The organism is Ancylomarina longa, from assembly GCF_003996985.1.
Taxonomy (GTDB): Bacteria; Bacteroidota; Bacteroidia; order Bacteroidales; family Marinifilaceae; genus Ancylomarina_A; species Ancylomarina_A longa.
Genome location: NZ_RJJX01000008.1, coordinates 21,979 through 35,190 on the forward strand (window position 1 = coordinate 21,979; position 13,212 = coordinate 35,190).

A 13,212-nucleotide genomic window follows, 5' to 3' on the forward strand; every position below is an offset into this window, starting at 1 on the left:
TGATCTCTTTTATTTCAAGCCTTACAAAAGGAAGAAAAAAAATCAGAAAAAAAATAAAAAAATATTTTTTTCTGATCTGGAGTAAGTTTCAATTGCTCAGTAGTTTAAGCTTCCTTAAATATTTCCTTATTTGATTTTTCAGAATTCATTTTCAATTACTAAACTTAGGATATCTTTTAATTCCCGATTCATTGCTGCAATTTGTTTTGGAATAAAACTATTGACTGTCATACCTGGGATGGTATTCGCTTCCAAGACAAAAATTTCTTCATTCTCAATCATGTAATCCACCCGAACGATTCCTTTACATTTTAAAGCATCATAAATTTCTGAAGAAAGGTTCTGGATGCGAAGACTTAATTCGTTTGATATTCTCGCAGGAGTAATTTCATCCGCCATATTAGGGTCGTATTTGGCTTCATAATCAAAGAATTCCTTTTTGGGGAGTACTTCAGTAACTGGGAAAATAAGATTTTCTTTTTTAGTTTTTAGTAATCCACAGGTAAATTCCAAACCATCAATAAAGGCTTCGATGATTACTTCATTACCTTCTTTAAATGCTTTGGAAATTGCTTCTTCTAAATCTTCTGTCTTTTTTACTTTAGAAATTCCAAAACTAGAACCATCAGCATTCGGTTTTACAAAACAGGGCATTCCTAATTTATCTGATATGGCGGAAATTGAAAAAGTCTTGCCTTTCTTTAATAGAATCGATTCAGCAACTCGATATCCCAAAGATTTCAAATAAGTATTACATGCATGTTTGTTAAAGCTCAAAGCACTACTTAGTACATCGCAGGTGGAGTGTGGAATTTTTAAAAGTTGTAAGTACCCTTGCAGAATCCCATTTTCGCCAGGGGTGCCGTGGATCGCTATATAGGCAAAATCAAATTTGACGCTTTGATTGTTTATGTTGAAACTGAAGTCGTTTCGATCAATAGGATAGGATTGTTGTTCCAGTTGTACATGCCAATTCAATCCTCTCAATTCAACAAGATAAGCTTCATAGATCTCTTTGTCGAGAGTGTTTAATATATGGTTCGCAGTTTGTCGCGAGATCTCAAATTCAGCCGAGTCACCACCGGCAATAACAGCAATTTTCCGTTTCATTTGCGTCTTTATTAATCTTCTCTATTTGATGTATATTCTCTCCACTTTTGAATTAAAGCAGCCATATCTTCAGGAATTTCAGAATCAAAAGAAACATATTTATCCGTTGCAGGATGAATAAATCCTAAAGTCTTGGCATGTAAAGCCTGTCGCGGGCATATTTTAAAACAGTTTTGAACAAACTGCTTGTATTTGGTGAAGGTAGTTCCCTTTAGGATTTGATTTCCACCATAATGTGCATCATTAAAAAGCGGATGACCAATATGCTTAAAATGAGCTCTGATTTGATGCGTGCGTCCTGTCTCTAAAACACATTCAACCAAATTCACATATCCTAATCGTTCCAATACCCGATAGTGAGTTACAGCGTGTTTTCCATATTCACCATTAGGAAATACATCCATCACTTTTCTGTTTTTTAGATTTCGCCCAATATGTCCGGTGATAGTACCTTCATTTTCTTCCATATTTCCCCACACCAATGCCCGGTATTTTCTATCACTGGTTTTATTGAAAAATTGTAAGCCTAATTTCGTCTTTGCTTCTTCTGTTTTAGCAATTACCAAAATTCCGGATGTATCCTTATCAATACGGTGAACTAAACCCGGACGAGGATCTTGTGAATTAAATAAAGGAAGATCTTTTAGGTGATAAGCCAAGGCATTTATCAGTGTCCCGGAATAATGTCCATAGGATGGGTGAACCACCATACCTGGATTTTTATTTACGATAAGAAATGCATCATCTTCGTATACGATATTCAAAGGAATATCTTCTGCGATAATTTCAATTTCTCGTGGTGGATAGCTTAGGACAATAGTTACAATATCGTTGGGTTTAACCTTGTAATTTCTTTTTGCTACTGAATTATTAACCAGAATATTACCGTTATCTGCTGCTTCTTGTATTTTGTTGCGTGAAGCATTTTGAATTCTGTCCACTAAAAATTTATCAATCCGAAGGGCTTTTTGTCCAGGATCAACCACAATACGAAAATGTTCGAATTGTTCTTGATTACTTTCGGAATCTTCATCTATATTATAGTTTTCTTCTGGTATTTGTGATGTCATTATCTTCTGTTTAGTAAAGCAAATTACTTAATCTCCTTTGGAGTAAAGAATCTGCAGTATGAATTTTTATGGAATCGCGAGTAAGCCAAATATTTATTGATGTGCCAGGGCGTAATTTAATTCTTTCGTTGTATAGGGGATTTTGCCTGTAAACTTTTGCTTGAATAGAGTCAAAGTGATTCATGACTGATTCATCAAATTGAATATTCCCAACATTCATATTCGAAAGAATTATTCCTTCAGTGGCTTGTGATTTATTTTTTCCAATCAGATTTGGGGCAATGATTCCTAGATTATCTCCTTTTCCGAGTACCAAATCGACAGTTGCTCCTTTGTCAATCATTGTACCTGCAGCAATGGAATCGTTTTGATATTTCGCATAAAGTACCAGATTAAAATATTTATTCTCTTGATATTCTAATTTTCCTATTTTAAATCCATTGGTAACAAGTAGTTCATAAGCTTGGCGGAATGAATTGTCAATCAAGTTAGGGAAACGAACTTGCTCTGGTTGACCTGCGTTGATGGTTAAAAATAAATTACGATTTCTTTTTACGATAGCTCCAGCGAGAGGACGTTGATCCATAATGGCTCCAGGCTCAAATTGGGGATTGTAGATGGAATCATAAATAGAATACCTTAAATGTTGATTTTGTATTGTGTCAATAGCGTTCTCAAAATGCATTCCGTATAAATCGGGAACAGTTAATTTTTCACCATGATGGGTATACCATTTTAAACTTGCAAGAGTAATCCATATCAAGGCGATTGTGATAAGAAAAGCAAGACTTAATTGAATTAGAAAAAGTTTGCTCTTAAGGAATTTTAATGAATTCATATGAATTATAAGATTATGTATTCTTTAACTGAATTACAATGAAAAGGAGTGTGAAATTTTACCGATTTATTGCTTTGTACAAAAATAACAGAGATTTTTAGATTTAAGAAAAATAAATCTACTGTGCGGAGAATTGTTATTTATAGGGTACAAAAAAAGAGCTCCTTTGGAACTCTGTCATTTGTCATTCAATTAATAAAAGTAATAAATACAAAAAAGTAAAGAATATTGATTCTTTACTTTTCGTATATTGCTTACTTAAATGAATTAAGCTTTGTGTCTGCGCTCGCTAGATACAGATAATTTTTTTCTGCCTTTAGCTCTTCTGCGAGATAATACAGCTCTTCCACTAACAGAGGCCATTCTTTCTCTGAATCCGTGTTTGTTTCTTCTTTTTCTATTTGAAGGTTGAAATGTTCTTTTCATCGCGAAAAATTTTTATCGAATAAAGTTATTATATGCGTTGATTTCGGATTGCAAAAATAAGGTTTTTTTTAATCTATCAAAAAAATAGAGAGAATTATTTTTATTAAAGTTGCAGATGTACAACTTTTTTTGTTTCAAAGAATTCTTCGGAAAAGAATGTGGCACAAGGATAAATAGTAATTCTATTACTGTATTGAGCTACTTCATCTTCAAAATCTCCTCCTTTTAAATAGAGAATTCCATTCGGCAGACTATTATTATCCTTTGAACTGCTATTCTTTCGAACCATATTTACGAAACTTGGGAATGCTGTTACAGCACGACTAATAATAAAATCAAATTTATCTTTTACCTGCTGTACTCTAATTTGTTCTGCTTTTACATTTTTTAATTGTAGTGCCGCTGCAATTTCATTTACAACCTTTATTTTTTTTCCAATAGAGTCGATTAAATAGAATTCACAATCAGGAAAAAGGATAGCCAAAGGAATGCCTGGAAAACCGCCTCCAGTGCCTACATCCATTATTTTAGAATTGGGTTTGAAATCAATTACTTTAGCAATGGCAAGGGAGTGAAGTACATGGTGTTCATATAAAGAGTCAATATCCTTGCGTGAAATAACATTGATTTGATTGTTCCAAATTGTATATAACTCTTTTAGGCGGGAGAACTTTGCTTTTTGTTCCGCTTTTAGATTTGTGAAATATTTTTCTATGATTTCCATGCCAAGATTGAATTAGAGCTGGCAAAGATAAAACTTAAATTTAGAATTAATATTTGAATGGAAATTCTACTTTTTTTTCTTGTCGATTTTAACTTCTGAGTCTTTCAAAGTGTTAAAAAGTAATTCGCGTGCTCTAAAAAGCTGGGCTTTAACTGTACCTATTGGGAGCTTTAGTTCCTGAGCAATTTCTTCGTAAGAGAATTCTTCGAAATATCTTAATTCTATTAATCTGCGATATCGGTCCTTTAACCGCCCTACTTCTTTCCGCATGATTTTAGCCTTCTGCTTTTTGATGAAATCTTGCTCCGGATTTAAAGTGTTGGATTCTAGAGTTATGCTTCTGTCATTTTGATTGTCATCTTTGCCATCAATCGATACGGTTGTACCTTTTTTCTTACGTAAAAAATCGATACAGTTGTTTGATGCAATTTTGAATAACCAAGTGCTGAATGCATATTTAGGAGAATACTGTTTGATGTTGCGGAATGCTTTTCCAAAAGCCTCAAAAGTTAAGTCTTCAGCATCATTCTTGTTATTAACCATTTTTAATAACATGAAATATATAGCATCCTTGTATCTTTTAAAAAGCTCTTCAAAAGACTTCTGATCACCATTAATTGCTGAAAGTACTAACCTGTAATCGTATTGAGCTTTCTCGGAGAGATTTGGATTTATTTCCATTCTGATTATATGCTGAAAATGAGATTTTTAAAAAATAAGTATAATCTAATAAATGGCATAAAAACGCCATATACATACGAAGATAAAAATAAATTCTCTTCCCTCAAATGTCTGGTAACTATTTTATATTTATAAATATGAATGGCAAGTGTAATTAAAATAATAAGTCCAATAAATATATAGAATTGTGTGCTCATACACATATAGACAAGAAGTGACAGAAGGATAATTTTATTTGTATTTTCTGCGTAAATTAGATATTTGATTTTTTTAGAGACAGAACTGAGACTTTTATAATAGTTGGCATTCTTTTTACACCAAACTTTATATGGGCTTTTGGAATGGGAAATCATTTTTGTAGATGGGGATAATGAAATAGAAATCCCGGAACGTTTTGCTAACTGATAGATCATTAAGTGGTCGTATCCAGCTTCAAAATAGGAGTGTTTGGCAAATCCTTTATTGATGAAAAAATCTGATTTAAGATATCCCATATTATTGCCATCTCCTGCAAATGCTTTTTTTATGGAAGCAAAACTTGCAAATAGAAGTTGTTGTTCGAGAAGGTGATATTTTATCATATTGAACCAGAATCCTTTTTTATTCTCAAAATTCGAATAGGTTAGCAATACACCTTTAGTCCAGGACTTCATCATGTTTTTTAGCCATAAATCATTCGTTGGCTTACAATTCGGGTTACTGAATAAAAGCTTGTTATTTCTTGCTGCTTTTATCCCTATAGTCTGAGCTAGCTTCTTATTATGTCTGAATTTTTCATCTATGGGGATTTTAGTCAACCGCAAGTTAGAATACTGTGCTTGTAATAATTTAACTACCTCTTCTGTATTGTCAGTGCAACCATTGTCTACTACGATAACTTCAAAATCCGGATAGGATTGGTTCAGAAAAGAGGTTAAGTTATCTTTAAGTTCCAAGGCATTATTTTTAGAACAGATTATAATAGAAACCGGTTCAAAAGTAGCTGTTCCTTCTTTTCTAATTATCTTTTTGAAACGTAATAAATGAAAAATCTGAAAAAGTAATTGAATTGCAAATGAAGTGCAAAGCGCTATTAAAAATACTATTTGAATTAAAGTGAATGACATAATGATGGTTAGCCAGCGTGAGTGTTTTATGTTGCCCAAATTTAAAAGAATCTTTGTGATATTAAAATGGAAATCATTTTTGATTTTTTTAATTCAAATAGGTAGGGATATCAACTTTCATAGATGTGTTGTGGCATCATTAAATGAATGTGTTTGCAATATAGATTTATTAGTATCTTTGCAGCCTGATTTTGCAAAATGGAATTTGCTTTTTGTTTTGCTGGCAATAAATAAGTTAATATGGATTTTAAATTATACAAAACTGATCCTAAATCATCGGCAAGAACAGGAGAGCTAACCACTGATCATGGGAAAATTCAAACTCCTATTTTTATGCCGGTTGGTACTTTGGGTTCTGTAAAAGGAGTGCATCAGCGTGAATTAAAAGAGGATATTAATGCTGAAATTATTCTGGGTAATACTTACCATTTATATTTGCGACCAGGCCTTGATGTATTGGAACAAGCGGGTGGCTTACATAAATTTAATGGCTGGGATCGTCCGATACTTACAGATAGTGGTGGATTTCAGGTTTTTTCTTTAGCAGAAAATAGGAAATTGACTGAAGAAGGGGCAATTTTTCGTTCTCATATTGACGGATCAAAACATTCGTTTACACCAGAGGGTGTGATGGATATCCAAAGGACAATCGGTGCAGATATCATTATGGCATTTGATGAGTGTCCTCCGGGAACTTCGAATTATGAATATTCAAAAAACTCTTTGGAATTGACTCAGCGTTGGTTGGAGAGATGCGTAAAACGATTTGATGAAACAGAATCCAAATATGGATATTCTCAAACATTATTTCCTATAGTTCAAGGATGTGTTTATAAGGATTTAAGGATAAAAGCAGCGGAACATGCAGCCTCCCTTAATCGGGAAGGTTATGCGATTGGTGGCTTGGCTGTTGGAGAGCCGGTTGAAGATATGTATTCCATGATTGAAGTGGTAAATGAAATTCTTCCGGAAAATAAGCCTAGATATTTAATGGGAGTAGGAACTCCAGTAAATATATTAGAAGGAATTGCAAGAGGAGTAGATATGTTCGACTGTGTAATGCCAACCAGAAATGGGAGAAATGGAATGATGTTTACTAGCGAAGGAACCATTAATATTAAGAATAAAAAGTGGGCCAATGATTTTTCAGTGATCGATCCTAATGGAACTTCTTATGTTGATAAATTTTATTCTAAAGCATATGTTCGTCATTTAATTCATTCGGGTGAACTGCTTGGATCTCAAATTTGTAGTATTCATAATTTAGCTTTCTACTTATGGCTGGTTCGAGAGGCTAGAGAGCAAATAAATTTGGGGACATTTGCTGCATGGAAGGATATTATGGTGAAGAAATTATCCATTAGACTGTAAGTGTTAAAAAATCTAAGCCTAAAGCTTGGCGATTGGTATTTAAAGAATAAGTTTTACTTTTATTCCGATAATTTATTTTTGGATGTATTTCAAAAATGAAAAATTAAAATTCAAGTTTTGAGAAAATTAGACTTATATATTATTCGAAAGTTTCTTGGAACTTTCTTTTTTGCAATAATCCTTATCGTTAGTATTTCGGTAATCTTTGATTTTTCAGAACATGTGGACGAATTCATTGATAAGGAAGCTCCATTCAGGGCAATTTTATTTGACTATTACCTGAACTTCATTCCTTATTTCGCCAATTTATTTAGTGCGTTGTTCACTTTTATAGCTGTCATCTATTTTACCTCGAAGATGGCATATAATACCGAAATTATTGCAATCCTTAGTAGTGGTGTAAGTTTTAGACGGTTGATGTTTCCTTATTTTATTTCCGCATTGATTATAGGCTTATTTTCTTTTTTGATGAGTAATTATGTAATTCCTCCGGCAAATAAAAAGCGATTGGATTTTACGGATACTTATATTCGGAAGCGTTTTGTAAATAGGGAAAGAAATATACATCGGCAAATAGAACCAGGTATTTTTGTTTACATGATTAACTGGGAAACATCAAGCAAGTCTGGTTATAAGTTTGCTTTGGAGAAATTCGATGGTAAAACCTTAGTTTCTAAGCTTACCTCCAGATCGATTAGGTGGAATGAAAAAAAGAAGAAATGGACTGTTAGTGATTATTTTATACGCAATATTAAGGATGGAAAAGAATCCTTCATTCAAGGGACTAAAATTGATACTACCTTAAACTTTGGGCCTTATGAATTTGGTCGTCGAAATAATGTAGTGGAAGCAATGAATCTGCCGGAGTTAAATCAGTTTATTGACCAACAAAGTATGAGGGGGGATAGCAATATAAATGCATATAAGATTGAGAAGTATAAGCGATTGGCAAATCCATTTTCAACTTTCATACTTACTTTAATTGGGGCATCTTTAGCTTCGCGAAAAATAAGAGGGGGAATGGGCCTTCATCTAGGCTTGGGTTTGCTGTTGAGTTTTTCTTTTATTTTGTTCCTGCAAATATCCGTCGTTTTTGCAACTAATGGAAGCATGAACCCATTGTTGTCTGTTTGGTTGCCAAATATTTTATTTACTTTTGTCGCCCTGTATTTATATCGGGTAGCTCCCAAATAGAAACATTCTAAATAGTTTTTTTTAAATTGTTTTGATTATCAAGCGAAAGAGCTTATTTTATATTCGTATAGCAAGGTATTTTTAGATGTTGTATAGAATTTTTTTTTATCCTAAAAATTACTAACGTTGTACCTTGGAATTTCATGAACTTTTGAAATTCAATATATATGACAATATATATTTTCTAACTAAATGTACAGATTATGTCATTGAAACGAAACATTCTTGATCTGAGAAAGAGAAAAGAAAAAGTGCTTCAAGGTGGCGGTGAAAAAGCCATTCAGAAGCAAGTTGCAATGGGTAAGTTGACTGCTAGAGAAAGAGTTACCTCTATTCTAGACGAGGATTCTTTCCATGAATACGATTTATTTGTTGAGCATGAAGCCCGCGACTTTGGCATGGAAAAGAAAGAACTCCATGGTGATGGTGTTATCATTGGAACCGGAACAATTTATGGTGAACCTGTTTGTATTTTCGCACAGGATTTCACGGTAGCTGGTGGTTCTCTTGGTCTTATGCATGCACGTAAAATTACGAAAATCATGGATCACGCTTTAAAAATGCGTGTGCCATTGATTGGTATTAACGATTCGGGAGGAGCTCGTATTCAGGAAGGTGTGAATTCACTTGCCGGATATGGCGAGATATTTTTCCGAAACACTCTGGCATCCGGAGTAATCCCTCAATTGTCAGTTATTCTTGGTCCTTGTGCTGGTGGAGCTGTTTATTCTCCTGCACTTACCGACTTTGTGTTTGTGGTTGAGAACATCTCAAAAATGTTTATTACCGGTCCTGAGGTAATAAAAACCGTATTAGGCGAAGAAATTAGTATGGAAGAACTTGGTGGAGCTAAAGTTCATAGCGAAATCACAGGTAATGCTCATTTCTACGCTTTAAGCGAGTACGAATGCTTCGAACAAATTAAGAAGCTTCTTACCTTCATACCATGGCACAACGGTAAAAAAGCAAAAGCTTTCCCACCAAAGCCTCCAAAACCAGAATTCAAAATTGAGGATATTGTACCTGCAGATCCAACTCAGCCATATGATATTCGTAACGTAATTAAATCTGTAGTGGATGATTCAGACTTCTTTGAAGTAATGGAGAATTTTGCAGGGAATATCGTTATTGGTTTTGGTAGAATGAATGGTGAAACTGTAGGTTTTGTAGCAAATCAGCCTATGGTGTTAGCTGGTGTATTAGATTGTGATTCTTCTGATAAAGCAGCTCGTTTTATTCGTTATTGCGATGCTTTCAACATTCCTTTGGTTACCCTTGAGGATATGCCAGGTTATTTGCCCGGTGTTGATCAAGAGCATATGGGTGTTATTCGTCATGGTGCGAAAATTCTTTATGCTTACAGTGAAGCAACAGTGCCTAAAATCACGGTGATTATCCGTAAGGCTTATGGTGGAGGTTATATTGCAATGAACTCTCGTCATATGAAAGCTGATTTCATGTTTGCATGGCCTACAGCTGAAATTGCTGTTATGGGACCTGAAGGTGCAGCAAATATCATTTTCCGTAAGGAAATTATGGCTGCTGAAGATCCGGATGCTGTTCGTCGTGAAAAAGTTGCTGAGTATAAGGAAAAATTTGCAAATCCTTATGTTGCCGCGGCCAAAGGTTATATCGATACTGTTATTGAGCCGTTAGAAACTCGTAATATGTTATTGCATTCCATCGAGGTTTCTAGCAATAAGGCAGATCGCAGACCTCAGAAAAAACACGGAATTCCTCCATTCTAAAAACTACTGATATGGGAAAAATTACAGAATTCAACATTGATGGTACGCTGTATCAAACAGAATTAACTAAAAAGTTTGAAAACAGGAAAATATGGAAGAAGCCTGATCCGAAACAGATTATGTCATTCATTCCAGGTGCTATTGTTGAAATTTTCGTTAAGGAAGGGCAGAAAGTGAAGGCTGGAGAAGGTTTAATGATTCTTGAGGCCATGAAAATGAAGAATAGAATCGAAATGCCTTTCGATGGCGTTATTAAGAAAATTTATGTAACAGAAGGAGTAAAGGTTCCTAATAGATTGTTGATGTTAGAGATTGAATAAACTTTTGTTAATGAAAGTATAGATTAAAAGAGCCTGTTTGCACTTGCAAACAGGCTCTTTTTTTGTCTTAATTTTTATAAGTGAGATATCCAAGTAAAATGATTCTTGAAATTGCTAATTGGTAAGGGTTTGTGCTTAAATATACCGTAAATACTAGAACCACTTCCCGACATTGCAGCATAGATAGCTCCATTTTTATAAAGCATATCTTTGATGGTTCGTAATTCTTCATGCTTAGGAAAAATACTGTCTTCAAAATCATTAAAAATAAGATCTTTCCATAGTTCTATAGGTTGTTGAATTAATTCTCGGAGCGACTTATCCGGATATTTTGGGGTAATACAGCGATAAGCTTCAGGAGTACTAATAGGCAGGTTTGGTTTGATTAAGTAGATAAAATAATTACTTAAATCTATGGATACCTTTGAAAAAATATCTCCTTTTCCTTCTGCAAAAACAGCTTTGTTTTGAATAAAAAACGGGCAATCACTTCCAAGCATCCCAGCCAATTGTTCCATTCTTGATTCTGAGAGTTTTAAATGATACTGATCATTTAATAATTTTATCATGAAAGCCGCATCTGCTGATCCACCTCCCAGACCAGCACCAAAAGGAATATTTTTGTGTAAGTGTATTGCAGTAGGAGGAATTGCAAATTCAGTTTTTAGTAATTGAAAAGCTTTCATCACAATATTATCATGATCCTCAATAGTTACAGGAATGCCTGTTGTAGAGAATTGATAGTCCTGTAAAATATTTGAATTGGTTATTTCTAAAGCATCGCAGAGCGGTATTGGGTAGAATATTGTTTCAATGTTGTGAAATCCATCAGATCTTTTTTCTATTACATTTAATCCAATATTTATTTTTGCATTCGGAAAACAAAGCACAGTGGTATATTTAGAGGTTTTATTTATTGATTTGGTAAAAATAGCCGTTTTCTAAGAGCAAAAAAAATTAAAGAATAGGAGTTTAATTTTCTATCTTTGTCCTTGCATTCTTAATTTTGGATGACTCAGAATGGGTACTATTTATAGAAAAATACCATTTGGGAATTCCGCTATTTACCTTGAAATATCATATGGCAGGAGCAAATATCTATAAAAACAATCCGAAAAATAAAATAGACCTCGATTTTGGAAAGGTTCCCCCTCAGGCGGTAGAGCTGGAGGAGGCTGTATTAGGTGCATTGATGTTAGAGAAGGATGCTATTATTTCGGTTGGGGATATTTTAAATCCGGAAACTTTTTATAAAGATGCTCATCAGAAAATATACAAGGCCATCTTAAGCCTTTCCACAAAAGAAGAGCCTATTGATATCTTAACTGTAACCGAAGAATTAAAACGACAGAGCGATTTGGAGTTAGTGGGAGGTCCTTTTTATATCACCCAACTTACAAACCGTGTTGCGTCGGCTGCTCATATTGAGTTCCACGCCAGAATTATTGCTCAAAAGTATATTCAAAGAGAATTAATTCGTGTTTCCTCTGAAATTCAATCACAGGCTTTTGATGAAAGCGTTGATGTTGCCGATTTATTAGATCGTGCACAACAGGATGTTTTTGAGATTGCCGAGGGAAATATAAAGAAGGAATCTTCGCACATTCGACCATTGGCGGATGAGGTAATTAATCAAATTGTAGAGGCAGGGAAACGTCCCGATGGATTAAGCGGTGTGCCTTCCGGTTTTACGGCTCTGGATAGGATAACATCTGGTTGGCAAAAATCTGATTTGGTAATTATTGCAGCTCGTCCATCCATGGGAAAAACAGCTTTTGTTTTGTCTATGGCTCGAAATATGGCAGTGGAGCATAAGTCGCCAATTGCTATCTTCTCTCTGGAAATGGGTGCCGACCAATTGGTGAAACGATTAATTTCAAGTGAAACAGAACTGGGTTCCGAGAAATTAAGAAATGGACGATTGGAGGATTTTGAATGGGAACAGCTGCATGTTAAAATTAAAGATTTAGTAGATGCTCCTATTTATGTGGATGACACACCAGGATTGTCTATTTATGAGTTGCGTTCCAAATGTCGTCGGTTAAAAGCAAAATTCGATATTGGTTGTATCGTTATCGACTATTTGCAATTGATGACAGCAGGATCGGACATGCGTGGAAATAGAGAGCAGGAAGTGAGTTTGATCTCCCGGCAATTAAAGATTATTGCAAAAGAATTAAATGTACCGGTGATTGCACTATCTCAGTTGAATCGTGGGGTAGAGCAGCGTACGGGAGATGCTAAAAAACCAATGTTGTCCGATTTGCGTGAATCCGGAGCCATCGAGCAGGATGCTGATATGGTACTATTTATTCATCGCCCCGAGCGATATGGAATTACTGAAGATGCGGAAGGAAACTCCCTAATAGGTATTGCTGATATTATTATCGCGAAACATCGTAATGGTGCTGTTGGTGAAATACAATTGCGATTTAGAAATAATTTAGCAAAATTTATGGATATGGAGGGAGAGATGTTAAATCCATTTGTGGATGCAGATGCCGAGGATGTAAAAACATTTAGTTCCCGTATGAATCAGGAACATGGTGGATTGGATGATTTGAATGCAGGACTTATTGGTGGTAGTGATTTTGAGGAAGCTCCTCCTTTTTAAATCAATTTAG

At 34.6% G+C, this 13,212-nt stretch carries 13 protein-coding genes; 5 read left to right on the forward strand and 8 right to left on the reverse strand.

The features are described from left to right. Window positions 1-138 precede the first annotated feature (138 nt). The 7 genes from DLK05_RS07620 to DLK05_RS07650 form a co-directional block, all read right to left on the reverse strand. Window positions 139-1,110, reverse strand: a complete 972-nt coding sequence (locus DLK05_RS07620; RefSeq protein WP_127343419.1) for a D-alanine--D-alanine ligase — start codon at window positions 1,108-1,110, stop codon at window positions 139-141. A gap of 11 nt (window positions 1,111-1,121) precedes the next feature. Further along, on the reverse strand, window positions 1,122-2,180 hold the full coding sequence (locus DLK05_RS07625) for an RluA family pseudouridine synthase (RefSeq protein WP_127343420.1): 1,059 nt from the start codon (window positions 2,178-2,180) through the stop codon (window positions 1,122-1,124). Between the two features lie 10 nt (window positions 2,181-2,190). Next, window positions 2,191-3,018 carry a PASTA domain-containing protein gene (locus DLK05_RS07630; RefSeq protein ID WP_127343421.1) on the reverse strand — a complete coding sequence of 276 codons (828 nt, stop codon included), beginning with the start codon at window positions 3,016-3,018 and terminating at the stop codon, window positions 2,191-2,193. A gap of 267 nt (window positions 3,019-3,285) precedes the next feature. Further along, the gene (gene rpmH, locus DLK05_RS07635) at window positions 3,286-3,444 is read right to left on the reverse strand and encodes a 50S ribosomal protein L34 (protein ID WP_127343422.1); all 159 of its coding nucleotides are present in this window, start codon (window positions 3,442-3,444) and stop codon (window positions 3,286-3,288) included. 103 nt (window positions 3,445-3,547) lie between these two features. Beyond that, a complete protein-coding gene (gene rsmG / locus DLK05_RS07640; protein ID WP_127343423.1) occupies window positions 3,548-4,168 on the reverse strand; it encodes a 16S rRNA (guanine(527)-N(7))-methyltransferase RsmG in 621 nt (206 codons plus the stop codon). A gap of 66 nt (window positions 4,169-4,234) precedes the next feature. After that, the gene (locus DLK05_RS07645) at window positions 4,235-4,849 is read right to left on the reverse strand and encodes an RNA polymerase sigma factor (protein ID WP_127343424.1); all 615 of its coding nucleotides are present in this window, start codon (window positions 4,847-4,849) and stop codon (window positions 4,235-4,237) included. Between the two features lie 5 nt (window positions 4,850-4,854). Further along, entirely contained in the window at window positions 4,855-5,955 is a 1,101-nt protein-coding gene (locus DLK05_RS07650) for a glycosyltransferase (RefSeq protein ID WP_127343425.1), read from the reverse strand. Window positions 5,956-6,195: 240 nt separating this feature from the next. Between DLK05_RS07650 and tgt the strand changes: the two genes are divergently transcribed. From tgt to DLK05_RS07670, 4 genes are all read left to right on the forward strand, one after another. Further along, on the forward strand, window positions 6,196-7,326 hold the full coding sequence (gene tgt / locus DLK05_RS07655; RefSeq protein ID WP_127343426.1) for a tRNA guanosine(34) transglycosylase Tgt: 1,131 nt from the start codon (window positions 6,196-6,198) through the stop codon (window positions 7,324-7,326). A 117-nt stretch (window positions 7,327-7,443) separates the two neighbouring features. Beyond that, window positions 7,444-8,520, forward strand: coding sequence for an LptF/LptG family permease (locus tag DLK05_RS07660; protein WP_209319777.1), 1,077 nt, complete (start codon window positions 7,444-7,446; stop codon window positions 8,518-8,520). A gap of 203 nt (window positions 8,521-8,723) precedes the next feature. After that, window positions 8,724-10,268, forward strand: a complete 1,545-nt coding sequence (locus DLK05_RS07665; protein ID WP_127343427.1) for an acyl-CoA carboxylase subunit beta — start codon at window positions 8,724-8,726, stop codon at window positions 10,266-10,268. A gap of 11 nt (window positions 10,269-10,279) precedes the next feature. After that, the gene (locus DLK05_RS07670; RefSeq protein WP_127343428.1) at window positions 10,280-10,588 is read left to right on the forward strand and encodes a biotin/lipoyl-containing protein; all 309 of its coding nucleotides are present in this window, start codon (window positions 10,280-10,282) and stop codon (window positions 10,586-10,588) included. A gap of 74 nt (window positions 10,589-10,662) precedes the next feature. Here the strand turns inward: DLK05_RS07670 and ispE are convergent, their stop codons facing one another. Continuing rightward, on the reverse strand, window positions 10,663-11,478 hold the full coding sequence (gene ispE / locus DLK05_RS07675) for a 4-(cytidine 5'-diphospho)-2-C-methyl-D-erythritol kinase (protein ID WP_127343429.1): 816 nt from the start codon (window positions 11,476-11,478) through the stop codon (window positions 10,663-10,665). A gap of 116 nt (window positions 11,479-11,594) precedes the next feature. Here ispE and dnaB point away from each other — a divergent pair, with 116 nt between their 5' ends. Then, window positions 11,595-13,202 carry a replicative DNA helicase gene (gene dnaB / locus DLK05_RS07680; RefSeq protein WP_235831972.1) on the forward strand — a complete coding sequence of 536 codons (1,608 nt, stop codon included), beginning with the start codon at window positions 11,595-11,597 and terminating at the stop codon, window positions 13,200-13,202. The last annotated feature ends 10 nt before the right edge of the window (window positions 13,203-13,212 follow it).

Coding starts and splice junctions, on each gene's coding strand:
- DLK05_RS07620 (WP_127343419.1), bottom strand. CDS start 1,110: ATGAAACGGAAAATTGCTGTTATTGCCGGTGGTGACTCGGCTGAATTT.
- DLK05_RS07625 (WP_127343420.1), bottom strand. CDS start 2,180: ATGACATCACAAATACCAGAAGAAAACTATAATATAGATGAAGATTCC.
- DLK05_RS07630 (WP_127343421.1), bottom strand. CDS start 3,018: ATGAATTCATTAAAATTCCTTAAGAGCAAACTTTTTCTAATTCAATTA.
- rpmH (WP_127343422.1), bottom strand. CDS start 3,444: ATGAAAAGAACATTTCAACCTTCAAATAGAAAAAGAAGAAACAAACAC.
- rsmG (WP_127343423.1), bottom strand. CDS start 4,168: ATGGAAATCATAGAAAAATATTTCACAAATCTAAAAGCGGAACAAAAA.
- DLK05_RS07645 (WP_127343424.1), bottom strand. CDS start 4,849: ATGGAAATAAATCCAAATCTCTCCGAGAAAGCTCAATACGATTACAGG.
- DLK05_RS07650 (WP_127343425.1), bottom strand. CDS start 5,955: ATGTCATTCACTTTAATTCAAATAGTATTTTTAATAGCGCTTTGCACT.
- tgt (WP_127343426.1), top strand. CDS start 6,196: ATGGATTTTAAATTATACAAAACTGATCCTAAATCATCGGCAAGAACA.
- DLK05_RS07665 (WP_127343427.1), top strand. CDS start 8,724: ATGTCATTGAAACGAAACATTCTTGATCTGAGAAAGAGAAAAGAAAAA.
- DLK05_RS07670 (WP_127343428.1), top strand. CDS start 10,280: ATGGGAAAAATTACAGAATTCAACATTGATGGTACGCTGTATCAAACA.